At 57.4% G+C, this 24,327-nt stretch carries 17 protein-coding genes and 1 pseudogene; 6 read left to right on the top strand and 12 right to left on the bottom strand.

Translation table 11 applies throughout. From position 1 onward, the window contains the following. Positions 1-101 precede the first annotated feature (101 nt). The 3 genes from JWR17_RS18695 to JWR17_RS18685 form a co-directional block, all read right to left on the bottom strand. Complete coding sequence (locus tag JWR17_RS18695; protein WP_299833554.1) at positions 102-1,670, bottom strand: aldehyde dehydrogenase (NADP(+)); 1,569 nt, start codon at positions 1,668-1,670, stop codon at positions 102-104. 93 nt (positions 1,671-1,763) lie between these two features. Beyond that, on the bottom strand, positions 1,764-3,038 hold the full coding sequence (locus JWR17_RS18690; RefSeq protein ID WP_299833552.1) for an alpha-hydroxy acid oxidase: 1,275 nt from the start codon (positions 3,036-3,038) through the stop codon (positions 1,764-1,766). Between the two features lie 64 nt (positions 3,039-3,102). After that, positions 3,103-4,029, bottom strand: a complete 927-nt coding sequence (locus tag JWR17_RS18685) for a dihydrodipicolinate synthase family protein (protein WP_299833551.1) — start codon at positions 4,027-4,029, stop codon at positions 3,103-3,105. A gap of 126 nt (positions 4,030-4,155) precedes the next feature. On the opposite strand from JWR17_RS18685, the gene JWR17_RS18680 reads away from it, so the two are divergent. Beyond that, entirely contained in the window at positions 4,156-5,046 is an 891-nt protein-coding gene (locus JWR17_RS18680) for a LysR family transcriptional regulator (RefSeq protein WP_299833549.1), read from the top strand. Positions 5,047-5,069: 23 nt separating this feature from the next. Here the strand turns inward: JWR17_RS18680 and JWR17_RS18675 are convergent, their stop codons facing one another. From JWR17_RS18675 to JWR17_RS18660, 4 genes are all read right to left on the bottom strand, one after another. Then, positions 5,070-6,407, bottom strand: a complete 1,338-nt coding sequence (locus JWR17_RS18675; RefSeq protein ID WP_299833547.1) for an MFS transporter — start codon at positions 6,405-6,407, stop codon at positions 5,070-5,072. Positions 6,408-6,795: 388 nt separating this feature from the next. Beyond that, a complete protein-coding gene (locus JWR17_RS18670; protein ID WP_299833545.1) occupies positions 6,796-9,213 on the bottom strand; it encodes a glucose/quinate/shikimate family membrane-bound PQQ-dependent dehydrogenase in 2,418 nt (805 codons plus the stop codon). 207 nt (positions 9,214-9,420) lie between these two features. Next, complete coding sequence (locus tag JWR17_RS18665; protein ID WP_299833543.1) at positions 9,421-11,355, bottom strand: methyl-accepting chemotaxis protein; 1,935 nt, start codon at positions 11,353-11,355, stop codon at positions 9,421-9,423. A 269-nt stretch (positions 11,356-11,624) separates the two neighbouring features. Further along, positions 11,625-13,067, bottom strand: coding sequence for a sensor domain-containing diguanylate cyclase (locus JWR17_RS18660; protein ID WP_299833541.1), 1,443 nt, complete (start codon positions 13,065-13,067; stop codon positions 11,625-11,627). A gap of 531 nt (positions 13,068-13,598) precedes the next feature. Between JWR17_RS18660 and JWR17_RS18655 the strand changes: the two genes are divergently transcribed. The 3 genes from JWR17_RS18655 (at position 13,599) to JWR17_RS18645 (ending at position 17,856) form a co-directional block, all read left to right on the top strand. Further along, positions 13,599-14,816: a methyl-accepting chemotaxis protein gene (locus JWR17_RS18655; protein WP_299833540.1), complete on the top strand. Its 1,218-nt coding sequence runs from the start codon at positions 13,599-13,601 to the stop codon at positions 14,814-14,816. 434 nt (positions 14,817-15,250) lie between these two features. Then, the gene (locus tag JWR17_RS18650) at positions 15,251-17,584 is read left to right on the top strand and encodes a PAS domain-containing protein (protein WP_299833566.1); all 2,334 of its coding nucleotides are present in this window, start codon (positions 15,251-15,253) and stop codon (positions 17,582-17,584) included. Between the two features lie 110 nt (positions 17,585-17,694). Next, a complete protein-coding gene (locus JWR17_RS18645) occupies positions 17,695-17,856 on the top strand; it encodes a DUF2986 domain-containing protein (RefSeq protein ID WP_299833538.1) in 162 nt (53 codons plus the stop codon). 120 nt (positions 17,857-17,976) lie between these two features. Here JWR17_RS18645 and JWR17_RS18640 read toward each other — a convergent pair whose 3' ends face one another. Further along, positions 17,977-18,672 carry a tRNA (adenine(22)-N(1))-methyltransferase TrmK gene (locus JWR17_RS18640; protein WP_299833536.1) on the bottom strand — a complete coding sequence of 232 codons (696 nt, stop codon included), beginning with the start codon at positions 18,670-18,672 and terminating at the stop codon, positions 17,977-17,979. Between the two features lie 160 nt (positions 18,673-18,832). Here JWR17_RS18640 and JWR17_RS26385 point away from each other — a divergent pair. Further along, positions 18,833-18,994 (top strand): annotated as a pseudogene (locus tag JWR17_RS26385) (SDR family oxidoreductase); the annotation flags it as partial. 153 nt (positions 18,995-19,147) lie between these two features. Further along, positions 19,148-19,366: a 4-oxalocrotonate tautomerase family protein gene (locus tag JWR17_RS18630; protein ID WP_299833535.1), complete on the top strand. Its 219-nt coding sequence runs from the start codon at positions 19,148-19,150 to the stop codon at positions 19,364-19,366. A 193-nt stretch (positions 19,367-19,559) separates the two neighbouring features. Here the strand turns inward: JWR17_RS18630 and JWR17_RS18625 are convergent, their stop codons facing one another. From JWR17_RS18625 to JWR17_RS18610, 4 genes are all read right to left on the bottom strand, one after another. Beyond that, positions 19,560-20,501, bottom strand: a complete 942-nt coding sequence (locus JWR17_RS18625; protein ID WP_299833533.1) for an aldo/keto reductase — start codon at positions 20,499-20,501, stop codon at positions 19,560-19,562. Positions 20,502-20,630: 129 nt separating this feature from the next. Continuing rightward, on the bottom strand, positions 20,631-22,097 hold the full coding sequence (locus JWR17_RS18620) for an efflux transporter outer membrane subunit (protein ID WP_299833532.1): 1,467 nt from the start codon (positions 22,095-22,097) through the stop codon (positions 20,631-20,633). Further along, positions 22,094-23,587, bottom strand: a complete 1,494-nt coding sequence (locus tag JWR17_RS18615) for a DHA2 family efflux MFS transporter permease subunit (protein ID WP_299833530.1) — start codon at positions 23,585-23,587, stop codon at positions 22,094-22,096. The genes JWR17_RS18620 and JWR17_RS18615 overlap by 4 nt, the downstream gene beginning before the upstream one ends. Continuing rightward, the coding region (locus JWR17_RS18610) for an HlyD family secretion protein (RefSeq protein ID WP_299833528.1) at positions 23,584-24,327 on the bottom strand (744 nt) is incomplete at its 5' end. The genes JWR17_RS18610 and JWR17_RS18615, both read right to left, overlap by 4 nt.

The following is a 24,327-nucleotide window of genomic DNA, read 5'->3' as shown; positions in this document are numbered from 1 at the left end:
CGCAGCGGAGCAGTAAAACCGGGCAAGTGTTCACACTGATCTCCTTCTCGCAGGCCTGCGATTGTCGAGGCCGAGGTGCAAGAAAGTCTAGCCCGAGGTGATTATCGAGTCGATACACCATCCACTAACCGCATGAGCCCTAGCGGGTTGTTCTCTTTCAGCGCGTCTGGTAGCAGGGTGTCAGGGTAATTTTGGTAACACACCGGACGGAGGAAGCGATCGATAGCCAGTGTCCCGACAGACGTCCCGCGCGCATCGGAAGTCGCAGGCCAAGGCCCGCCATGCACCATGGCGTCACAGACTTCTACCCCGGTTGGATAGCCGTTGAGAATCACTCGGCCGGCCTTTTGCTCCAGCAACGGCAACAAATCAGCGTAGGCATCGAGATCGGTCGGCTCGGCGATCAAGGTCGCCGTCAATTGCCCTTGCAAGCCCTGCAAGGCTTCAATCAGCTGGGCTTTGTCGGCCACCTCAATAACCAGAGTGGCTGGCCCGAATACCTCCTCCTGCAACAGCGGATCGCCGTCGATGAGCAGCGTGGCGTCGGCCTTAAACAGTTGGGGTAACGCTTGGTTGCCCGTCTGTACGCCACCGGCCAAATGGCTAATGCCTGAGTTCGCGAGAAGGCTCTCCACTCCACGGCAATAACTGTTCAGACCTGAAGGGTTGAGCATGGTCTGTGCGGGCTGGTCGGCCATTAATTCCGAGAAACGCTGCACGAATGCGCTGAATTCCGGCGATCGTATGCCAATCACCATGCCAGGACTGGTGCAGAACTGTCCTGCTCCGAGCACCACCGAGGCCGTGAGTTCAGTGGCGATTTGGGCACCTCGAATTTTGATCGCCTCAGGCAATAGCAACATCGGGTTGATGCTAGACATCTCGGCGAACACCGGAATTGGCTGGGGCCGAGCTGCCGCCATGTCATATAGCGCCCGCCCGCCCGTTAGCGAGCCGGTAAAGCCAACAGCCTGGATCGCCGGATGCTTGATCAGCGCCTCGCCGACGCCGCTTCCGTAAATCATATTGAAGACACCTGCTGGCATAGCGGTGCTGTCTGCAGCGCGGATGATTGCATCAGCCACATGCTCCGACGTGACCATATGCCCGCTGTGTGCCTTGAACACCACCGGGCAGCCAGCGGCCAACGCCGATGCGGTGTCGCCGCCCGCAGTAGAAAACGCCAGAGGGAAATTACTCGCGCCAAACACCGCCACCGGCCCCAGGCCTATGCGGTATTGGCGGATGTCCGGGCGCGGCAGCGGTTTGCGCTGGTCTTGCGCGTGGTCGATGCGGGCAGCGTAGAAGTCGCCTCGGCGCAGGACGCTGGCAAACAACCGCATCTGCCCGCTGGTGCGCGCGCGTTCCCCCTGGATTCGTCCAGTTGGCAATGCCGTTTCAAGGCACACGTGCGCAATGAAATCGTCACCCAGGGCATCTAGCTCATCGGCAATCGCGTCGAGAAACTCAGCACGTCTGGACGCGGACAGGCTTCGGTACAAAGGGTAAGCGACCTGCGCCGCCGTTGCGGCAGCCGCTACCTCGACCGGCGTTGCCTGGTAAAAGTTGTAGGGCAGCTTCTCCCCAGTGCTTGCATCAATGCTTTGGATCAGCACATTCCCCGCCGCGCTGCGTCCACCGCCGATGTAGTTCTGTCCAGATAATTGCATAGGTGTTCTCCACTCGTAGAACCATCGGGACGCAGCCGGCCGTCGCGACGGAAAAATGTTATTTCGAAATAGCCAAATGATTGAGCGCCGCCCTCAATCGCAACGGGGCAAGCACTGCATGCGTTGGGCAGTCATTTCATCGACGCTGCAAATACCCAGCATCCCCATGTCCCGGGACACTTCTTCCTTGAGCAAATTGATCGCATGGTTGACGCCCTCTGCCCCGCCAACCGCGGCGGCGTAACCAAAGGGTCGCCCGATGAAGACGAAGCGTGCGCCGAGCGCCAATGCCTTGAGCACATCGGTGCCGCGTCGGAAGCCGCTATCGACCATGACCGGAATGCTGCCGCAGGCTTCAACGATGCCAGGCAGCACATCCAGCGGCGTCACTGCACCGTCCAACTGCCGCCCGCCATGGTTAGAAACAATCAGCCCGTCCACCCCGATCTCGCAGGCAAGCCGTGCGTCGTCCTTGTCCAGAATGCCCTTGACTATCAAGCGTCCCGGCCAGATTCGCCGAATCAGCGCCAAATGCTGCCAGTTCAGGTGTCCCCGGCTGGCAAAGTCACGTTCAACGGTAGGCGAGATGATTGGCGCGCCGCGACGTGCATAGTTATTTTCGAAGTGCGGCACACCATGGCGCAGCAGGGTCCGCAGGAACGTGCCGAACATCCACCGAGGGTGAGTTATCCCATCCAGCGCCAGACGCAAGTTTGGCCGCAACGGGGTTGAAAAGCCGGCGCGCACGTTGTTTTCCCGGTTACCCGGCACCGGCGTATCGACAGTGATCACCAGATTCTCAAATCCGGCCTGCTCCACCCGCTTGATCAGGGCGACGATGTCGGCCTCATCACCGGGAAGATACGCCTGGAACCATGCGTCGGCGCTTAGCTGCGCAACCTCTTCCAGCCGAATCAATGACGATCCGCTCATAATCATGGGGATATTGGACTGGGCGGCCGCCTGCGCTAGCACCAGGTCGCCACGGTAAGCCGACAGTGCGCTGATGCCCATCGGCGCGATGCCAAACGGAGCGTCATAAGTCTTACCAAACAAGCGGGTCTGCTGTGAACGTTTCGAGACGTCCACCAAGACACGTGGCACGAAGCGATAGCGGTCAAATACGCGACGGTTTTCGCTGACCGAAACGTTATCTTCAGCCGCGCCGAAGATGTAGCCGAAAATCGGACGCGGTAGATGACGGCGGGCTGCCGCCTCGAAGTCCTGAAGGCACAACAGCGCATTCAAACGTCGAGACAGCCGCGTTCCGGTCTTTGGCCGACCCAATGTAGCGGTGGGGTCGACCTTGGGGGTTGCTGCAGATCGCTGCGACGTGGCCGTACCGAGACTGAGATCGCGTTCACTCATTCCAACACCTTCGTTCACAAAGCCGGTCGATGCCGGGGATAGTTCGTTTCGCACGGGATTAGCTTCAGGGACGCAGCAGATTCCAGTCATGAAGCAATCCTTCAAGACGGGTCAGCGCCGGTGCCGCCAATGGCCAGGCCGATGGCGGACGGGTCGCGCCACAGTCGTCGCCCATCAGTTGCAAGGCTGCCTTGACTACCGTGACATTGGCTCCGTTGCTCTCTTCGGCGCGCAATTCCTCGAACGGCAGCATCTCGTTTATCAGTTGCATTGCCTGTGGGTAACGAGCCGCCTCCAGGGCGGTATGGATGGCCACCGACTGCTCTGGCAACACGTTGATCAACCCGGACGTGAAGCCTCGGGCACCCACGGCATAGAATGGCGGCGCCCAGCTCTCGGCCAGACCACCGACCCAGGCAATGTCCAGGTCCGCCGTCCGGCGAATGGCCTCGGCCAACACCATGGGTGTAGGGGAAGCCCATTTGACGCCGATGACCGAAGGCAATCGGCACAGGGCCTCGATGGTCGGCAGGCCGATGGACTCATTGCGTAAGTAGAGGATCAAGGGCAAGCCGTCGGCCGCATCGCCTATCCGCTTCAGGTAATCGATCAGCGCACGGGGAGCGGAAAACGGATCGGGTGGCTGATGCACCATCAACGCGGCGGCCCCTGCATCGAGCGATACTCTGGCCAGTGCACAAGCGTCATGCACGCTGCGCCCTACGCCACCGATCAGCGGCACTCGCCCGGCAATATGTTCGCTGGCGGCATGGACCATGGCCTGCGCCTCGGTCAGGGTTAACCCATAGAACTCGCCGGTGTTGCCATTGGCAACCAGCGCATGCACCCCAGCATTGACGGCCCGATTGATGATGGGAGCCAGACGCTCAGGCGCAATACAGTCTTTATCGTCGAACGGCGTAACGAGGATGCCTGAAATACCATTCAGGGCGCTTCGTAGAGATCCCCGTTGAGATTGTTGGTCACTCATGATTGCTCCAAATCCAATACTGTTGACGAAATTCCGCTTGTGGTGGCGGCGCCTTTTACAGCGCCGAGCGCTTCTTTGATTCAATTGCACCCTATAATCGATCGCTACCCATTCAGGATTTGAATCATGTTTCAGCTATTTCAGCTGCGTTGCTTCGTTGCGGTGGCGACCGAGTTGCACTTCGGCCGAGCAGCGCAACGCCTAAACATGACCCAGCCACCGCTGAGTCGACAGATCCAGCTGCTCGAGCATGAACTGGGCGTCCAACTACTGGAGCGAACCCGACGTACTGTTCGACTGACTCCAGCGGGCCTGGCTTTTTTGCCGGAGGCGGAAGACGTTCTGGTGCGCAGCGAAGCCGCAGCCCTGACCGCGCGACGCGCAATTCGCGGCGAAGCGGGTTCAGTCAGCCTCGGTTTCATCCCTGCCGCCAGCTATCACTTCCTGCCAAGCGTGGTCTCGGCGGCTCATCGTTCGCTGGAAAACATCGACCTGGTGCTCAAGGAGATGACCACTCCCGAGCAGCAGGAAGCACTGGCCTCAGGTCGTATTGACCTGGGCCTGATACGCCCCCTGAGGGCTCGTCCCGCCATCCAGACCATCTGCGTGCTGCGCGACCCGTTTATATTGGCGCTTCCCCAGGCGCATCCTTTGGCGCAGCGGCCCGAGGTGACGCTGAGCGACTTGGACGGCCAGCCGTTCATCATGTATTCCCCCGCCGAGGGCCGTTATTCCTACGAGTTGCTGGCCGGCATGTTCCGCGCTGCCGGGGTAGAACCGCGTTACGTCCAGTACCTGTTTCAGACCCACACGATTCTGTCCCTGGTCAGCGCGGGCATGGGCCTCGCGCTGGTGCCCAGCTCCGCACGCCAGTTACGGTTGGAGCATGTCGAGTTCAGAACCATTGACCTGTCTGGAACGGCTGCCGAGCTGCATCTGGCCTGGCACCGGGATTCCAACAAGCCAGTGGTGAGCACCCTTCGCTCATTCGTCCTTGATCTGAATGCAGCCGACTAGCACAGCGACCACACCACCACGGTTCAGGCAACTGATGGCTGTTGCGTGTTGAGCTGCAGACGATGGATCGGCCCCAGAAGGAAGGTATAGGACAGGGCCCCGATCAGGGCGCAGATGCCGATAAAGCCTAGCGCCCATACGAACGAACCCGTACTGGCCACAATGAAGCCGATGACAATCGGGGTGACAATGCCGGAGAGGTTGCCGACAAAATTGATCAGGCCGCTGGTGACGCCGATCATCTCGGCGGGCGCCGTCTCGGCGACGATAGCCCATGACGTGGATGACATGCCTTGAGCGAAATAAGCGAAGGTCAGAATGGCCATCGCCAGTACGTTGGATTCGGTGAAGTTCGCCAGCACAATGGTCGATACCAGAACGAAACCGGTAATGATCGGTATCTTGCGGGCCTTGTCCAGGCTTGAAGTTCGACGCAGCAGACGGTCAGACCAAAGACCGCTCAGCAGCACGCCGACTGATGCTGCAAGGTAAGGCAGCGACGTCATGAAACCGGCTTGTAACAGCGACATTCCTCGCTCCTTGACCAAGTAGGTGGGAAACCAGGTCAGGAAGAAATACTGGGTGGACATCACTGCGAACTTGCCGATGCACAACGCCCATATCTGTCTGAAGCGCAACAGCGACGCTAGATCACGCAAGTTAAGCTTGCTGGTGGTTTTGGCTTCAGTCAGCGCACCGCCGTTTTCGATGAACTGGCGTTCCGCAGCGTTGATTTTCTTGTCCTTGAGCGGATCGCGATATACCGCCAGATAGATCAGGCCGAAGAGGATGCCCGCTCCGCCGGTGACCAGAAACACCTCACGCCAGCCAAACGAAGCAGCCACCCAAAACAGAATGGGCGTCACCAGTGCCGGGCCCAGGTACTGGCCAACAACGAAACCGCTGGTGGCAAAACCGCGTTCGCTTTTCGGAAACCAGGTCGTAACGATGCGGTTGCTGGCAAGCGGTGCCGGAGTCTCGGTGGCCCCCACGGTCAGACGAAGGCCAAACAGTCCGCCGAATGTCGAAGAAAAACACTGCAACAGCGTAGCACCGGACCAAAGCAGCATTGAGCCGCCCAGCGCCAGACGCGAGCCCAGGCGGTCTACTACATAGCCGCCAGGCAGGTTGAAAATGGCGTAGGTCCAGCCGAACGCCGAGAACAAAAGGCCCATTTGCACAGGATCCAGCCCCAGCTCATGGCTGATTCCTGGCGCAGCGACAGAAAGGTTAGAGCGATCAACGTAATTAATGACGGTCGCGATGAACAAAAGAAACAGCATCAGCCAGCGCCGACGGGTCCTGCGGATGTCCGACGCAGGTACAGCCAATGCTGTATCGAGGAGTTTGGAGTGGCTCATTAATTCACCTTGTTATTTTTTGTTTTTGTTTCGTCGATGGAGCTGGCCAGGCACGTTGTCGGAACGAATTGGAACACTCAGAAACCGGTAGGTCTAATCCACACTGAGGATGCATTGAGACAGGTTTTGAATCAGTAGGCGCATAGGTCGACGTCCCAGCCGATGGTTTCCAGGTCTAAACCCTGCAACTCGAATGGATTGCTAGTAGTCAGCGATGGCAAAAATGGACCAGAACCGTGGAGGAATACCGTCATGATCATGACGGCGATGAACTAGCTACGGTTTCAGAGGGTGCATGCCAGAGGGTTTACTGCGAACAAAGACAAAAATAAAGGGAGCCTAGATTTACCTCTAGGCTCCCTTAAGGCCGAACATTCCAACTAACCGGTTACTTGTGCTCTGTAGCGGGCAAGGCGTAAGCGATTAAGTAATCGCCCATCTTCGTGCCAAACGAACCATGACCACCGGCCATGAGAACGACATATTGTTTGCCATCGGTTTCATAGGTCATCGGTGTTGCTTGCCCGCCTGCAGGCAGACGAGCTTGCCATAGCAAATCCCCATTTGTGACGTTGTAAGCACGAAGGTAATCATCCTGCGTACCGGCAATGAACATTAGATTGCCTGCCGTCGAAATGGGTCCGCCTAGCATAGGAACACCAATTTTCAGCGGGGGTAATTGAATTCCCTTCAGGCTGTCACGCACGGTGCCGATACGTTTACGCCACACCACATCGTGGGTTTTCATATCTACACCTGCAACGTAACCCCAGGCCGGCTCTTTGCAAGGAAGGCCCAAGGGTGACAGGAAGGCATTGATCTCTACGCCAAACGGGACTCCGTACTGAGGTTGTATGCCCATTTCGGTACCGGTGCCCGCGCCCGTAAGTCCTTCTTTTGGCCACAACGGGTTGTTTGGCCCACGAGGGATCAGTTTGGACACGAACGGCAGTGCCATCGGGTTCATTAACGCCACTTGCCGATCAGGGTTTACAGAAACGCCGCCCCATTCAAATACGCCGAGGTTGCCCGGAAATACCAGCGTGCCTTGCTCTGAAGGTGGCGTGTATTGACCTGTATAGGCCAGGCGCTTAAATATGACTCGACACATCAGCTGGTCAAACATAGTGGCGCCCCACATGTTCTTGTCAGCCAATGTTTGAATGGAGGTCAAGTTGAGAGCCGAGCGTGGCTGAGTAGGGCTGACCCTGTCACCTTGGGCAACGCCACTGGTTGGAACCTGTACTTCGGTAACCGGCACAATGGGCTTGCCGTCACGGCGATCCATAACGAACAGGTTACCCGCCTTGGTGGGCACATAAACGGCCGGGACAGTACTCCCGGAGTCGGTCTTCACATCAGCCAACGTTGGCTGGGCAGGCACGTCCATATCCCAGAGGTCGTGGTGAGTGGTCTGGAAGCTCCAAATCAACTTACCGGTTGAAGCGTTTAACGCCAGGATCGAGCTAGCATAGCGCTCCATAACCTTGGTGCGGTTTCCTCCCCAAATATCAGGGGTCGGGTTACCGGTTGGAATGTAAACCACATCGGTCTTGGCGTCATAGGCCAGCGGAGCCCAAGCGTTTGGCGAGTTGTTAACCAAGGTTTGACCTTCTCCGGGAACCGCGTTCGGATCCTCCGCACCCGTATCAAATATCCATCTCAGCTTACCGGTATTAACGTCGTAACCACGGACAGCGCCAGAAGGCTCGTGTATAGAAAGGTTGTCAGTAACTGAACCACCAATGATGACAGTTGTTCCAGTCACTACGGGCGGGGACGTTGGCTCTAAACCACCCGGATACGGGTAAGGTTGCATGTGCTTAAGATCCAGCTCGCCGTTATCGGCAAACTCCGCACAGCGTTGACCATTGTCAGCATTGATGGCGAATAAACGCCCATCGTTAACCGGCAGGAAGACTTTACGTGGGCAACTGGTCTGTGCCGACGGCGCAGCTGCCAGGCTCGTAGCAAATCCGGTGCTGTTGGCCTGATCAAAATAAGCCACACCACGACAGGTCAAATGTTGGAATGAAGAATCCGACTTAAGCTGAGGGTCAAACCTCCACTTTTCCTTACCGGTTGCCGGGTCCAACGCCACGAGTGTCTGGTGAGTGGTGCAGATATACATGTTGGCGCCAATTTTAATTGGCGTTAACTCATTGGTGGTTTCACCTGAGTCATTGTCGGTTTTTGATTCACCGCTACGGAAAGTCCACGCCACCTGAAGGTCTTTAACGTTGCTCTCGTTAATCTGGCTCAGGGGCGAATAACGGGTGCCAGCCTGGCTTCGGCCATATGCAGGCCAATCAGCGGGATCAATCCCTTCAACTGGCTGGGCTTGAGCTGGTTGCGCTGTGGCCAGGCTGCCGTTGATTTCCTGCGGATCGTTGAAGATCGAGTACACCATCACTGCAATTGCAAAGACTAATGTTGCCGATAAAAAGATTTTGCCGGTTTTAAGGTCTGTCTCAATACCACGCGTTACGGCAGGGATCAGCAACCAAATCCCCAACACACCCAGAATATCTAAACGTGGCACCAAGGCCCAGAAATCAGTGCCGGATTCCCACAGTCCCCATATAACGGTAGCCAGCATCAGTAATGCATAAAGCCAGATCGCAGCGTTGGATCGTCGCCCCAGAAGCACGGCGCAAACCAATAGCACGACACCGCTAATTGCATAGTAAAACGAGCCGCCCAAGGCCGTCAGCCATACCCCTCCTATTAGCAGGTACAGCGCGAAAACCGCTGCAATTATGGCAGTGAAAAGTCTCAGTCCTGACCCTTTGGATAAAGTACTCATTGGCGTTCTCTCTCATAAGTCCTACTGACTGGACTATAGAGTAGATGCTGGGTTCCAAAATAAAACGCCACGGTTGTCAACTACCTTACCGTCGGTACAGGGTACATACCCGTCCAGCCCATGGCTGGCGCGGGTCTGGCATCGCTAGCAGACGAGTTGGCAATACGGGACGGGGGCACGACCAGGAATCAGGACGCAGCCGATCCGCTAAAGTTTGAACCCCCCCATCTGCCGAGCCAGGTCATCTGCCAGGCCGCTCAGGGTTCGGCAATCTTCGCGGCACGTGCGCGTTTCCGCCGAGGTGGCGTGGGCCAGATCGGAAATGCCCTGAACGTTGCGATTGATCTCTTCGGTAACCGCTGACTGCTCTTCGGTGGCGGTGGCTACCTGGTGGTTCATATCGCTGATGCGTTCCACCTGCTCGGTAATGGCAGCCAGTGAAGCGCCGGTGCGCTCGCTGGCCTGCACGCCAGTGCCGGTGGCCGCCTGCCCGGAGTGCATGGACGACACAGCGTTTTGCGCACCGGACTTGAGGCTCAGGATCATCGCCTGGATCTCGTCAGTGGAGGTTTGCGTGCGGCGTGCCAGGGTGCGCACTTCGTCGGCGACCACAGCGAAGCCGCGGCCCATTTCGCCGGCCCGGGCCGCTTCGATGGCAGCGTTGAGCGCCAGCAGGTTGGTTTGCTCGGAGATACTGCGGATTACCGCCAGCACCTGGTCGATGGAACCCACTTGCGCTGCCAACTGGCCGACTGCGACGGCGGCGTTGCCGATCTCGGTAGACATGCCTTCGATATGGGCGATCGACTGAGTGACCACTTTGCGCGCCTCGACAGCTTCATCCTTGGCCGATTGCGAGGCGTCGGCAGCGTTGCCAGCGTTTTGCGCTATCTCCTGCACAGTCAGGCCCATCTCATGCACTGCCGTGGCGACCATGTCGGTCATTTCTTGCTGGCGCACAGCGCGGTCCGCGGTATTGTCCACCACCTTGGACACCTGCCCCACCGAAATGCGCAGGCGTTCGCTGGTGCTCAACACTTCGGAGATCATGTCGCGCTGGCTGCCCAGAAAGCGGTTAAAGCCACGGGCCAAGTCACCCAGTTCGTCGGCTCGCGCATCATTCAGGCGGTGGGTCAGATCGCCGCCGCCGCTGCCGATGGCCACCAGCGCCGTGGTCACTTGGCGGATCGGCCGGACCAAACCACGGGCCAGCAGCACGACGAAGAGCAACGACACCAGCGCGACCCCCAGTCCGATCAGGCTGGAAATCCACATGGCCTTGTTGGCTTCGGCGTAGATCTGCGATTCGGGCACTTCGGCCACCAGAGTCCAACCCAGGTCATGCAGCGGCAGGCTCAGCGCCAGGAAGTTCTCGCCTTGGCGCTGGAAACGCGCCGTGGCCAACTTGTTCTGGCCCAGGATGGCCTGGGCCGCTGTGTTGCCCACTTGATCCGCCAGTTGTTGCTTGCCGCTCAGCGCCGGGTCCTGGGAAACCTGGATCAGGCCGTCGTTGCGCACCAGGTAGACCTTGCCCCGGGCGCCAAAGCTGTAGTTGTGGATCAATTGCGACAGCTCTTTCATGCCCAGCCCCAGCCCGGCGATGCCCATTACCTTGCCGCCCTGCTCTATACGGATGTCGATAAACAGCGTCAAGTCGCCCGTAGTCGTGTCGTTGTCGATCGACAGGATCTGCGCTTTGCCACTTTTCAGGAACGAGTAGAACCAATCGTCCTTGGGGTCGTTAGGTTGCAACGTCCGCTCAAGGCCTTTCTGGGTGTAATAGTTGTTGCTGCCCGAGGACCCGATCAGCGCGCTGAACGCTTTCTGGTCTCGCTGGACTGCGCTTAGGTAAGTCACAAACTGTGGGACCAGCGCACTGTTTTCTCCCTCCGCCAGCCACTGTTGAATCATGGTGTTGCTGGCAATGTCCTTGGCCGCGGTCAGCGGCTGGACCAGAATCCGCTCAATGTCATTGCGCGTAGCCTCGATGCTGGCCGGCAGGGCCGTGTCCAGTAGATAGCTTTGGGTCAGGCGGTTGACCACCACCGTATAGATTCCCACTACGATCAAGATGCAGAGCACCAGTGCGGCGCCCATGCTCAGAATCATCTGCCATTGGATACTGCGTCGCCAGAACTGCATTGGTGTGCTCCCAAAAGTGTTGTCGCGGATACCGCATCAATCGTGGCGATTGTATACAAAGATCGCTGCAAGCCGTGCACAAAAGATTGGCCAGGTTTGTGAGGCTAGTAACAGGTCTATCGGCAGCCCGACGAATAGGAGGAGGCCCCACCGGTCAGTTTTCGGCGATACAGCAGGACATGACGTCACCCCTGGCGCGGGTCTGAAGTTCCATCGTGACGTCGTGCTTGAAAAACCGATCGAACTGCCAGGCGCTGATAGACCGTATCTCAAACCTGTTTGGTGATGGCCACCAAGCTGCCCTCGCTGATGCATATCTGGTTGCGGCCGCCGTGCTTAGCGTCGTAGAGCGCCTGGTCAGCTCGACCGAGCAGCCCTTCGAGGGACTCACCCAGGTGCAAACAGGCTATGCCAATGCTTACGCTGATGCGCAATTGAGCCCCTTCGTACTCAATAACCGAGGCTTGTGTCTGCACGCGAATTTTTTCCGCTAACGCCTGAGCTGCGTCGAGTGGCGTGCCTTGCAGGACGACCACAAACTCTTCCCCTCCCCAGCGCGATACGATGTCCGAAGCACGTAGCAGGCGCTTCAATTGCCCGGCGAATGTCTTTAGCACCCAATCGCCTCCTAGGTGCCCATATTTGTCATTGACTAACTTGAAGTGGTCGAGGTCTAGAAACAGTATGCACAACGGGCTGTTATTGCGGCGGCATTCCAGCAAGGCTTGCTCGGCAACAACCGAGAATCCACGACGATTAAGCAGATTGGTTAGTGGGTCAAGGATCACCAAGTCTTCAATCCGTTGTAAGTAGCGGCGTACCATCCAGCCAATAATACCGAGCACAATAACGGTCACGCACAAGCACACCAGCAGGTTGATCCACAAGGTTCTCCATACGGGCACCATGACGCCAGAGTCATGTTTGTCTACTAACAAAAACCAGTTGAGCTCATCAATGTGACGGACATTGACGAAGTGCTGCCCTCCATCCCTGTTGTAATCGTACGTACCGTCCTTGATGGGAGACAGCAGATGGCTCAAACCCTTCAGGGAACTTACCTCGTCGATTGGCGTGGCGCGTATTAGATTCTTGTAAACGTCTTCTCCTGCCAGTACGAGATTTCGCTGGTTATCAATGAAGTAGACAGCCCGATCGTACCGGCGCTGGTAGCTGTCAATCATCTTCAGAACTACCGCCAAGGTGATCCCTACTCCCGCGACACCTTGAAAGTTTCCCTGAGCATCTAAAACCCTGAAATTGATGAATAGGCTTGAGCGACCGCGGTCGATAATAACTTCCCATGGCTGTTGCCCGTCTCGAAAACGGTAGAACCATGCCGATGATTCGCGGCCTGGGTCCAAATGTTCAAAGATGCCGCCTTGATCGTAGTAAATGTGGGTGCGGTCTGATACAAAAAAAGCGCTAGTGGTTCCATATTGAGAGCGAATGCCAGTGAGAAAGCGAGCGATGATCTTCACGTCCTGTTCGCCATGATCTATCCACTCATGAAGAAAGACATCGCTTGCCATGGCTCGGGAAATTTGCACCGGCCTTATAAGGTCATTACGGATGTCTGAATAAACCGCATTGGAAATCAGAGGTAGTTCGGTGGTGATAATGGCTTGGCGAAGGGAGGCTCGCGAGGTGTAAAAACTGGCTAAGGTAGTCACCAAAAAGCCGATGCCGATCAATGAACCAAGCAGGCTCAATATTACTGAGCTCCTGAGCGAAAAAAATTTATTCATCCAGGTCCCTTAACGCGTGAAGAATGAGTTGTGGTGCGAAGTTACTCATCATAAAGGGGGCTTCGACAGTCATGTCAATACTGCGCCCGCACAATCAGCCCCACAATCGACAACAGTATTCACAAGGGTATTTATTAACCTGGACGGCGAGGTATCCATCTGGATCGCATCGCACCAGGCACCCGGGTACTGAGTAGAGTCCGAGGCGTCAGTGCGCCGAGATGGAGCGCACCCGACAAAAGTGGTGCATTCGGTCAGGATTCGTGGCTACTTATCAGCGGTGCAGCCACGCCTCGCCCCTCGCTTTCATGGGCGGAACCGCCCGAGAGCACGTGCGCCAGCTTTTATCCCAAGCTGACATCGCCATGCCAACGCCCCCCCAAAACGGGAGCTGCGACCGTTGGCGCAGATAATGCTTACGTTCTACAACCTGACCTCCGATTCTTCTACGGCGACTCGGTCGGCCCCTCCTCTGCTCTATCTGGAAGTCTTTTCATGGCTATCGATGTAAAAATCAGCTGGACTGATCGCTTGCTGATGAACGTATCGCTTAGGCAAAAATTACTGCTACCGGCCTACCTCAGCGGACTCTTGGTAACCGCTGTATACCTGCTCGGCACTGGAACCGAACCTGAACTCAGCCCCAGGCAATGCATGGCGCTAATGATCGGTGGTTGGCTGGTGATTGTATGGGTAGCGTTGGCCGTCAGCAAAAACCTAATCCCATTGCTGGGCCACATTGAGCGGGTCATGTCGATCATCGCTGACGGTGACGTCAGCCAGCGCGTGGGATTTTCCGGCAGCGACGAGTTCGGCAAAATAGGCTCGGCCATCGACAGCACCCTCGACGGGCTGACTCAATTGATCGGCCTTGTTACCCACACAAGCACCAGGCTGCAAACTGAAAGTAGCAGTATCGAGCGGGAAAGCTCCAGCACCAGCGTTACGCTTGGCCACCAGCATCGGTTGATTGCTGGCTGTTCAGAGGGGATGCAGTCGGTGGTGCAACTGACGCAAAATATCGCGCGAAGTGCCGACGAGGCCTTACGCACTACAGGTCTCACCAGCGAGCGAGCCCGAGATCTGACTGCAATGATCCATCAACTGCGCCAACAAGTGGGTGAGCTCAATGTGCGCATGACAGAATCCTCGCGCACCGGCCACGCGCTGCGTGAAACGTCGGGTTCGATGGCCAACATGCTCGGGGCGATTCGCAGCATTTCTGAACAGACAAACCTCTTGGCCCTCAACGCCGCCATCGAGGCCGCCAGGGCAGGCGACGCGGGACGTGGCTTCGCGGTAGTGGCCGACGAAGTGCGGCAGCTGTCGATTCGCACCGGCAAAACCACTGAAGATATCCGCACCATGCTCGACGAGTTACAGTCCACTTCAGAAGCCATGCTAAGCCGCGTCGGTGAGGCCGTGGAAACCACTGCGGAAATGACCGGGCACGCCGATCGTGTTCAAGAACACATGGGGCTTATCGCCGACGAAGTGGCAAGGCTCTCCGAGCTCAATCACTCCATTGCCACCGCCAGCGCCGATCAAGCCAGTACCTGCGGCTCGATGCACACCGACTTGGTGGCAATCCGTCAGGCTTCCGAGGCATCGGTACAACAGATCGAGCGGGTGTCGTCCGGCAATCGTGATATTGCGCACACAGTGGAGCGCCTGGGGGATGCGTTGCGGCGTTATGCAACGGTGTCTCGCTAATGTCGGGCGGCACGATTTAAAAGAATACGTTCCAATACTATTGCGCATTTCTCATCTGAATACGGCTAGGCGAACTTTCTACAAGGGATTGTGGAGGGCCAACAAGCACTGATTTTCCAGCGATTTCACCGGGGCCCTGGTAAGCCGGCTGCTGGCTTTTACCTTGAAAGCACACGTTGGATGTGCGCCCCACTGAAATTGACATTCAAGCTTAGTGATCTAACCCTTGGATTAAGTCTCTCCGGTAAAGCTAGAATCATCAGTCGACCAATCAACCGTCTGAGGAGCCAGTCAGGGTGAAGCTATCAGCTGGAAAGCAGATTCCGATTGACGGCGGTGAGACTGGAGCGCTTATACGTCATCACGACTGGATAACTGCGCCAATTGGTCTTCCTCGACAGTGGCCCGTGGCGCTTCATAACGCTCTTGATCTAATGCTTAACTCCCTGGAGTGCATGTACCTCGTATGGGGACCCGAGCTGACTTTTTTCTACAACGACGCCTATAGGCCCATTCTCGGACCTCGCTTGAATGACGCGCTGGGTCAATCCCTGCCGACCCTATTGGGAGAGGATTGGAAGTCTGTTCAAGGCGCCATCGACGAGGCCTTGATCGGCCGACCCAGCCACTTCAAAGACGTACCCAGCACCATAATCCGTTGTGATATTAAAGAAGAAACCTGGTGGACCTATTCGTTCTCCCCCGTTCGAGACGATGGGGGAGACATTGCGGGTGTCCTTTGCATTACCCAAGAGACGACCGGCAACGTTAAAGCAACCCTGGCACTTATGGACAGTGAGCAGAGGCTGGACGCGTTGATTAGATCCTCTTCCGAAGTGCGGTTTCAGATCAGCGCCGATTGGAGTCAACTCCATCAACTGGCTGGTGGGAACTTCATTCCTGATACCCAAACGGATAACTCAGGCTGGCTGGAGGAATATATCCCCGCTGGCGCCCGTGAAGCCGTACGCGCCGAATTTGAACGGGCGATCCGAACCAGAACCACTTACCATATTGAGCACCCGGTAAACCGTGTGGACGGTACTGTTGGATGGGCACATGTACGCGCGGTTCCACTCATTGACGCCAACGACGTAATCACTGGCTGGTTAGGCGCGGCCTCGGATATTTCCGACCGTAAATGTGCGGAAGCTGCCTTACGCGATAGCGAAGCACAGTTGCGCACCCTTAACGCAAAGCTGGAAGAACTGGTTACGGAGCGAACCGGGAAGCTGCAACTATTCCGAGATGTCATTGAGGCCAACGCGGTACCCACATGCGTCTTCGACAACGACTTTCGGCAGGTTGCGTTTAACTCGGCACACTATGAAGCGTTCCAGCATCTGTACGGATTGCACCTTAAGGGCGACGAAGTCTTGCCTGACCTGATACCGCCGGACCAGGCAGCCAGCCTGCGCGCGCACATGGCGCGGGCCTTGAATGGAGAAACTTTCCGCGTTGCGGCAGAGATTGGCGATCCCGCGCTGGTCAGGCGCAGCTATGAATTTGCATATACGCCACTTAGGGAATCTTCAGGCCGGGTGATTGGCGCGTTTTATTTTGCGCACGACATTACCCGTCAGATTAAATCTCAAATGGAACTTGAGGCGGCTCAATCTGCATTACGACAAGCGCAAAAACTGGAAGCCGTTGGCCAGCTAACGGGGGGCGTAGCCCATGACTTCAACAATTTGCTCACGGTCATAAGATCTTCAAGTGACCTGCTCAAGCGTCCGGACCTCTCGCAAGAGCGGCGCATGCAATATGCCACCGCTATTTCCAATACGGTTGATCGTGCCTCAAGGCTTACAGGGCAGCTACTGGCCTTTGCCAGACGGCAGACGTTGAAGCCTGAAGTATTCGCCGCTTGCGACAGCGTAAGAGCCCTGAAAGATATGCTTGAAACGCTGTCCGGCAGCAAGGTAACAATCCTTACCGACCTTCCTGAAAAGTCCTGCTTCATCTTTGCAGACTCCAGTCAGTTTGATACGGCGCTTGTCAACATGGCGCTCAATGCCCGTGACTCCATGAATGGCGAGGGTCAGATACGTATTTGCGTCGAACCGGCGGATGCAATTCCGGCAGTAGGATTGCACGCCGACGTCGCGGGCGCATACGTCGTCGTATCGATTTCTGATACCGGCACCGGGATTCCATCAGACCGACTGGAATCAATCTTTGAGCCCTTCTTTACGACCAAAGAGCTTGGGAAAGGTACCGGTTTAGGCCTGTCACAGGTGTTCGGTTTCGCTAAACAGTCGGGTGGGGAAATTTTGGTGGACAGTCATGTGGGTGCTGGCACCACATTCAGATTGTATTTGCCACGCGTGGCCACGCCGAAAGACCGCCAACGGGAAAATCCACAACCGCTAATACATTTGGAGCCGTCCCACGGCACCCGTATTTTGGTGGTCGAGGACAATCCCGATGTGGGTGCCGTGTGCGTCAATTCATTGATCGAACTCGGCTTCAAGCCAACGCTCGCATCAAGTGCAGAAGGGGCACTAGCGCGGTTGGCCAATGGAACAGAGACGTTTGATGTAGTGCTAACGGACGTGGTCATGCCCGGCATGAATGGTATCGATCTAGGTAAAAATATCCGCAAATCACATCCGCTATTGCCTGTGGTGCTGACCTCTGGCTATAGCGAAGTCCTTGCGCAGCAGGGAAGCTTCGGATTCGAGCTATTAAGGAAACCCTATTCGATAGAACAGCTCTCCGCAGTCTTGCTTAAAGTGGTTCGAGGCGCACACCGTGCCTATGATTAAGGAGCACCGGTGCCCAGCAAACTTGTTCCAGCCTGCCCGTGCGCAGTTGCTTTGAATCACATTATTTTCAAGCTGATATCATTGAAGAATTTACAAGCTGAGCAGAATATATGAACCGTCAGAAAAAAATAAAGCAGTTATTAAAGGCTCACGCCAAAAAAGCTAGTGCCAAATTGGCACCGCCAAACAAGTCTAATTACATTAGTAAAGCTGACCGATTGAAACTAGCGGCCGAAGCCAATCAGGACTTAATCGTTTCCTCTGACGGCTGATCTATTTTTTTTAAGCACCACCGGACACACCATAGGAAGTTACACAATTGGTTGGGCCCGGTATTCCGATGGCGCGGCCTGCCGATGCACTTCAACGTCCCTTACCGCGTCGTCTTCGGTTCAAGCCAGCAGCTCGGTGATCCACCGTACCTGCCGGGCAATGTCCTGCGCTTTCTCATCGGGCACGGCCTGCCGCGCTTGGGCGAAGCTGGCCAAGGTCTGCTGCTTGTGACGCAGCATGCGTTGCCACTTGACCAGGAACGCCGGGCTGCGGGTCTGCATCTGCAACGGGCCGAAGTACAGTTCCTCGGCGGTATACTTCACGTGTCCGGCGCGCTCGGCCACGATGATTTCGTAGTCGAAGCGGTTTTCCCGCAGCACTTCCTCGTAGAGTATTTTGTAGCCATTTCCCATTAGCCATTGGCGCAGCGGCTGCTCGCCGCCGTTGGGCTGCAGAATCAGGCGCTCCTCGCCGCTCAGGCTCGCTTTGCCGCTGTCAAGAATGTCGCGGATCGTCTCGCCGCCCATGCCGCATATGCTGATCGCCGTGATTCCGTCTCCCGGCTCGATCGCCGCCAGGCCTTTGGCCAGGCGCACGCTGATCTGCTGGTCCAGGCCGCTCTCACGCACGGTGCGTTCGGCCGAGCGGAACGGCGTCAATGCCACCTCACCGGCTACCGCTGCCGCGATGGCGCCACGGCGCAGCAACGCCACCGGCAGGAAGCCGTGATCCGAGCCAATATCGGCCAGGCGCGCACCTGCCGGCACATGCGCCGCCACGCGCTCCAGGCGCATGGACAATGTCTGTTCGTTCAACTGAAGCCCCTTTTCACCACGAGCGCCCGGCAACGTTGGCCGGATGGGGTGCGATTCTGTCGAGCAACGCCGTACATTTCAATTTATACACAAGGCTATCGTCCAATCCCTACCCACCCGGCCCAGCGCGGCAAGCTCAGAATGCCCTTGAGGCCCTAGCGTGCTTTTCCGAATCAAAGGCGGTTTGAACCATGCGACCCGCGGCCTCGTTTTGGAACTCGCGCCGTACAACGTTAAAGTCAACGCTGTCGCGCCGGGCATCTTCAACACACCGCTGCACAACCAGGACGAAGGCACACAGACCTTCCTCAAGGCCCTGTCGCCAAGTGGTACGATTGGCAACCCGAAAGACGTCGTTGACGCTGAGCTTTATCTGACCGACTCCTCCTTCACCAGCGGCCCCCGTGGTGGTAGTGGACGGCGGTTCGACGGCAGGTACCTGGTAACTCAACCCCTCTCACTGGAGAACACGACCATGCCATACGTCAACATTCGAGTCACAAAGGAAGGCGTCACCGCTGAGCAAAAACTGGCACTGATCGAAGGCGCGACGGAGCTTTTGTTTCAGGTGCTGGGCAAGCCTCCTATCTCGACATTCGTGGTGATCGACGAGGTGGAAACTGACAACTGGGGTTGGCAGGGCAAGACCATGACCACCATCAGGAAGGAGCAAAAAAACGGCAGTGAAGAGTAATCAGGACAAGGCAACTCTGAAGTCGATTCAGTCCCTGGTGACCCCCCATGCCTGCTTCCTCGAAGCGGGCATTTTTTGGTTGGTCATTGCGCGTAACTGCTGAGCGAAATCGCATTCAATCGCGGTCCAAAACACAACACTTGCCGCCCTAGTAATGGGAGGCAGCCCGGTAAAAGGCCGCCTCTGTCAGGCATTACTTTTTGCGTGGAATAAAGCCGGGCACACCGGTTTCGACTACCGAATTGAAGCGTATCCGGGTAGTGATGTTGTCGCGGATCTCGTCCAGGGCATCGGCAGGCAGGGTCGAGATATCGAAATTTTCCTGGATATGCCCCAGCGAAGCAGAGGTGGTCAAAAAGGCGGCGCCGCGCTGTACCGACCAAGCCAAAGCCACCTGCGCCGGGGTCTTCTGTTGGCGCTGGGCAATCAGGGTGATCACTGGGTCTTCCAGTACATTGGGTTCCATGCCGTGGCCAAGCGGGGCAAATGCCAGCACGATGATTCCGTGCTCACGGCAAAAATCCAGCAGTTCCCATTCAGGCAGGTAAGGATGGGACTCGACCTGCACCACCGCAGGTTTTATCCGCCCGTTGGCCACAACCTCTTTCAGTGCTGGCAGGGAGATATCCGACAGACCAATAGATTTGGCGTGGCCCTTATCGACCAGGCTTTCAAGCGCCCGCCAGGTTTCCAGCAAGGTCACGCCGGCGTCGTAGATGACGTGGCCCTGAACATCCCGCGGGTCCTGATTGTCGCCGGCTTGAAAAGCAAACGGCGTGTGGATCAGGTAGCAGTCGATATAGTCGACCCCAAGCCTGCGGCAGCTGGCTTGGAACGCAGGCTCGACGCGCTCGGGACGGTGGTTGGTGTTCCACAGCTTGGTGGTGATGAACAGGTCTTCGCGCCGTGCCTTGCCTGCCTTGATGAAGTCATTGATCGCAATGCCCACCCCCTCTTCGTTGCGGTATCGCTCTGCGCAATCAAAATGGCGAAATCCCGTTTCCAGCGCGTCCGTCACGGCGCGCGTGGTAACCGACAGGTCCTTGAACAGCGTGCCGAAACCAACCGCTGGCATCTGAGTCGATCCGTGTATCAAAGGAAACCTGGTATCGCGAAGTGCATCGTAAGCAGTCATGTCTTTAACTCCACTCTTGAATGACGACGGCCGCAGGGGCGGCCGCATGCCTTGATTGAACTTATGAATGTCATGCAACGCGGTCGGCGCTGCCGGAATCAGGTCACCGCCTGGGGGATTTATGCTCGGTCACTGAGCGGCAGCCCTGTTCTCGAACACACCGACCGAATTACCACCGAGGGCCACGAACAACCGTATCGTGTCGAGGTACTGCGCAGTCTTCACGCGGATTTGTCCCAGCAACGCCTGCTCGTAGGCACGCTGGGTTTCCAGCACCTGGAGGATGCTGTTTTCCCCCTGCGCGTAGGCTTGCTGGTTCAGGCGCAAACTGGTTTCAGCGGCGCGCAGGGCATCATCCTGCGCCACCTTTTGCTCGGCGTCGTGGTTGATGGCTTGCAGCGTGTCTGCCACCTGACCGAACGATTGAATGACCGTCTGCTGATAGTCGGCAAGGGACGCCTTGTAGCCCTCGGTTGCTGCCTGGCGTTCTGCTTGCAGCGTGCCGCCGCTGAAAATCGGCGCGGTCAGCCCGGCGGCAAAGCCCCACAGCGCGGCGCCGCCATTGCCTGAAGCGGCCTGGGCCAGGGAGGCAGACAGCTCGACGTGCGGATAGAGGTTGGCGGTAGCGACGCCAACGGCAGCGCTGGCCATGTGCAGTTCGGCTTCGGCTTGCAGAACGTCCGGACGACTGTGAGCCATTTCCGAAGGCAGGCTGACGGGTACGCTCGGCGGCAAGACAAACTCAGCGAAGTCGAAGTCCGGCGCGATCCAGTCACCCGGGCCGTTACCGGTCAGAATCGACAGCGCGTGTTTAGCCGCGTCACGTTGCTGGGCCAAAGGCGGTAACAGAGTTCGGTCCTGTGCAAGCCGCGTCTGCGCCAGCGATACATCGATCAGGGTGGTGCTGCCATGGAGATGGGCCATGCGCACCAGTTCGAGGTTTTTCGCGTCATTGGCCAGCAGTTTTTCAACCGCCGCTATTTGCGCGTTCGCCGAGGCGATCAATAGCGCCTGGCTGGCGACGTCGCCCGTCAGGGTCAGGTACGCCGCTTCATAGCGATGTTGTTGCAGTTGGGTAAATGCCTGCTGTTGCTCGATCAGTCGCTTGTTGCCGCCGAACGCATCGAGGTCAAAGCCGACCTGCGGGCCCACCCCATAGAAATTCGAAACGGAGGCTTCGGGTGCGTTATGGGTCTTTTGCCGGCCGGCCTGAACGCCAAGGTCAACGTGTGGATACAGCGCGCCTTCCGCAGCGGCAACCGAAGAGGCGGCCTGGCGGATCGTCGCGTCTGCGGCCACCAGTTGAAGGTTGCCATCGATGGCGCGATGTATCACCTGGTCGAGTTTTGGCGAACGGAACGTGGTCCACCATTCGCCGCTGACTTTCTGGCCAAGGGCGATGTGCTGTTCACCGGCCGTGTTACCGGCATCCCCAAGCCGTTGCTCGGCCTGTTGATCGTAGTGCTGTGACTGACTGGCCGACGGCATTTCAAAGTCAGGACCAACGGTGCATGCGGAAAGCAACGTCATGACCAGCGCGGCTGCGAAGGTCATGGGCAACTGATGCTGCATGGTGGCGCGAGCGTAAGATTTCATTTGGCAGACTCCACGAAACTGTTGGCCGCAGCTGGCTTGCGGAGAAACACCGCCAGCGGGATCAGCACCACCATTGCCAGCATTAAAATCTTGAACTGATCAACGACCGCGATGAACGCTGCTTGTCCGGTGATCATTTCGTTGAGGCCTGCAATCGCTTGCAGTGGCGTCGATGTCGTCACGGCGCGCCCAGCGGCGGCATAGGGCGTCAGATGGCTGGCCATCGACTGGTGCATGGCTTGCGTGTTGCTGAAGAAGAAGGTTTGCACCACGGCCACGCCGATGGCGCTGCCATAGACCCGTGCCAAATTGAACAGTCCGGTGCCTTCCGGGCGAAACCTGGGATCGAGGGTGCTGAACGCCACTTTGCTGATCGCCGGCATCAAGGCACCAAGGCCGATACCTTGGATGGCCCCGGCAAACGCCACCGGCCACCAGTCCATTAACGGCGAGTAGCCGACCATCAGCCAGTTTGCGTAAATCACCACAGCTATGCAGACGATGACCATGGGCCGGTGATCGATATGCGCGGGAACACGCGCCATCAGCAAGAACGCGCCAACCAGCCCCACACCGCGCGGGATAGTCATAAAACCTGTGGTGACGGGTGGATAGCCAAGCAGCTCATCGAGCATTGGCGACGTCAGCGCCATGGTCGGCAACAGGACAAAACCGAGCACGAAAAAGATGATCGTCGACAGCACGAAGTTGCGGTCCCGAAACAGGCGTTTGTTGAGGAAATGCACGTTGGCGGTCAACACGTGGACCACGAACAAGTACAGCCCCAGCCCACCCGCCATGGCTTCCAGGCAGATCTCCGGCGAGTCGAACCACTCCAGGCGCTCGCCGCGGTCGAGCAGCATCTGCAGGCCGATCATGCCCAACGTGAAAGTGGCGATACCAAAGAAATCCAGTGCAGGAGGTGTCGCGGCCTTTTTTTCCTCGAGTACAAATGCCACCAGCACGAAGATGAACGCTGCGAGCGGAAGGCTGAGGTAAAACATCGAACGCCACCCGTAATATTCGCTGGCCAAGGCGCCGAGAGCCGGGCCGCTGGTGATGCCAACGAGTGTGATGGCCGTCCATATCGCGCCGAATTTCGGGCGTCGCGCAGATGGCAAGGTTTCCATCGTGATGCCCATCGACAGCGGTGCCAATATGCCGCTTGCCGCGCCTTGAACAATCCGCGCACCGATGAATTCCAGCGGGGTCGTTGCCACGGTGGCGAGCAGTAGCCCGATGACGAAGACGGCGAGAGAAATCTGGTAAACCGCCTTCAAACCAAAGCGCGCGGCGAGCCACTGCGCGACGGGCATGGTGATTGCGCTTGCGGCGAGATACGAGGTGAATATCCAGCCGGCCTGATCGTCTGCCATCGACACACTTGCCTGGATAAAGCGCAGTGCCGAGTTGGGAATCGAGACGTTCGCTGACTGTATGTACGTCGTCAGCAGAACGGCGGCCCTGAGGGTACGTGCGTTGTTGTTCATCGCTCGTTACCTGCGCTCATGAACGTTTTAAATGGTTGCCACCAAGGAGTGCGATGACCGGTGTCAACCGTGACCGTGGCGCTGGTGCCGGAATACAGCGGCAGCTCAGCATCCGCGTTATCCAGCTCCAGCCGCACCGGTACTCGCTGCACCACCTTGACCCAGTTACCGGTGGCGTTTTCCGGAGGCAGCAGGGAGAAGTCTGATCCCGCCCCGGGGCTCATGCTGATCACGTGGGCCTTGAATACGTGGTCAGGATAGGTGTCGATCCTGATGGTCGCGGCTTGGCCCGGACGCATGTGCGTCACTTCGGTTTCACGAAAATTGGCCTCGACCCATGCCCGCTTTTCCGAAAGTAAGGCAAAGGTGGCCGCGCCGTTGTTGACGAAATTGCCTACCTGCAAATCATCGACCTTGGCGACGATGCCATCATCCGGCGCGTACACCGTCGCGTAGGAAAGGTACAACCGCGCTTCGTCGAGCTGAGCCCTTGCTTCGCGCACTGCCGGATGGCTGTCGACCTCGATATCAGGATGGCCGTTCAACGCTACCACCGTGCTAGCAATCTGCTGCTCTACCGAGGCAATACGCTGCCGCGAGACCTTGAGATCGGTGTCTGCACGATCGTAAGCGGCTTGCGAAACGAACTCGCTGGCAACCAGCGCCTTCTTGCGGCCGAATTCCTTTTGATCAAAGCTGGCCGACTCTTTCGCCGATTGCAGATCCGCCTGCTGCTGGCG

Origin of the sequence: Pseudomonas sp. (assembly GCF_028293835.1) — a bacterium.
Lineage (GTDB): Bacteria > Pseudomonadota > Gammaproteobacteria > Pseudomonadales > Pseudomonadaceae > Aquipseudomonas.
The sequence above is the reverse complement of the archived record's forward strand: the minus strand, read 5'-3'. Positions and strand labels throughout refer to the sequence as shown.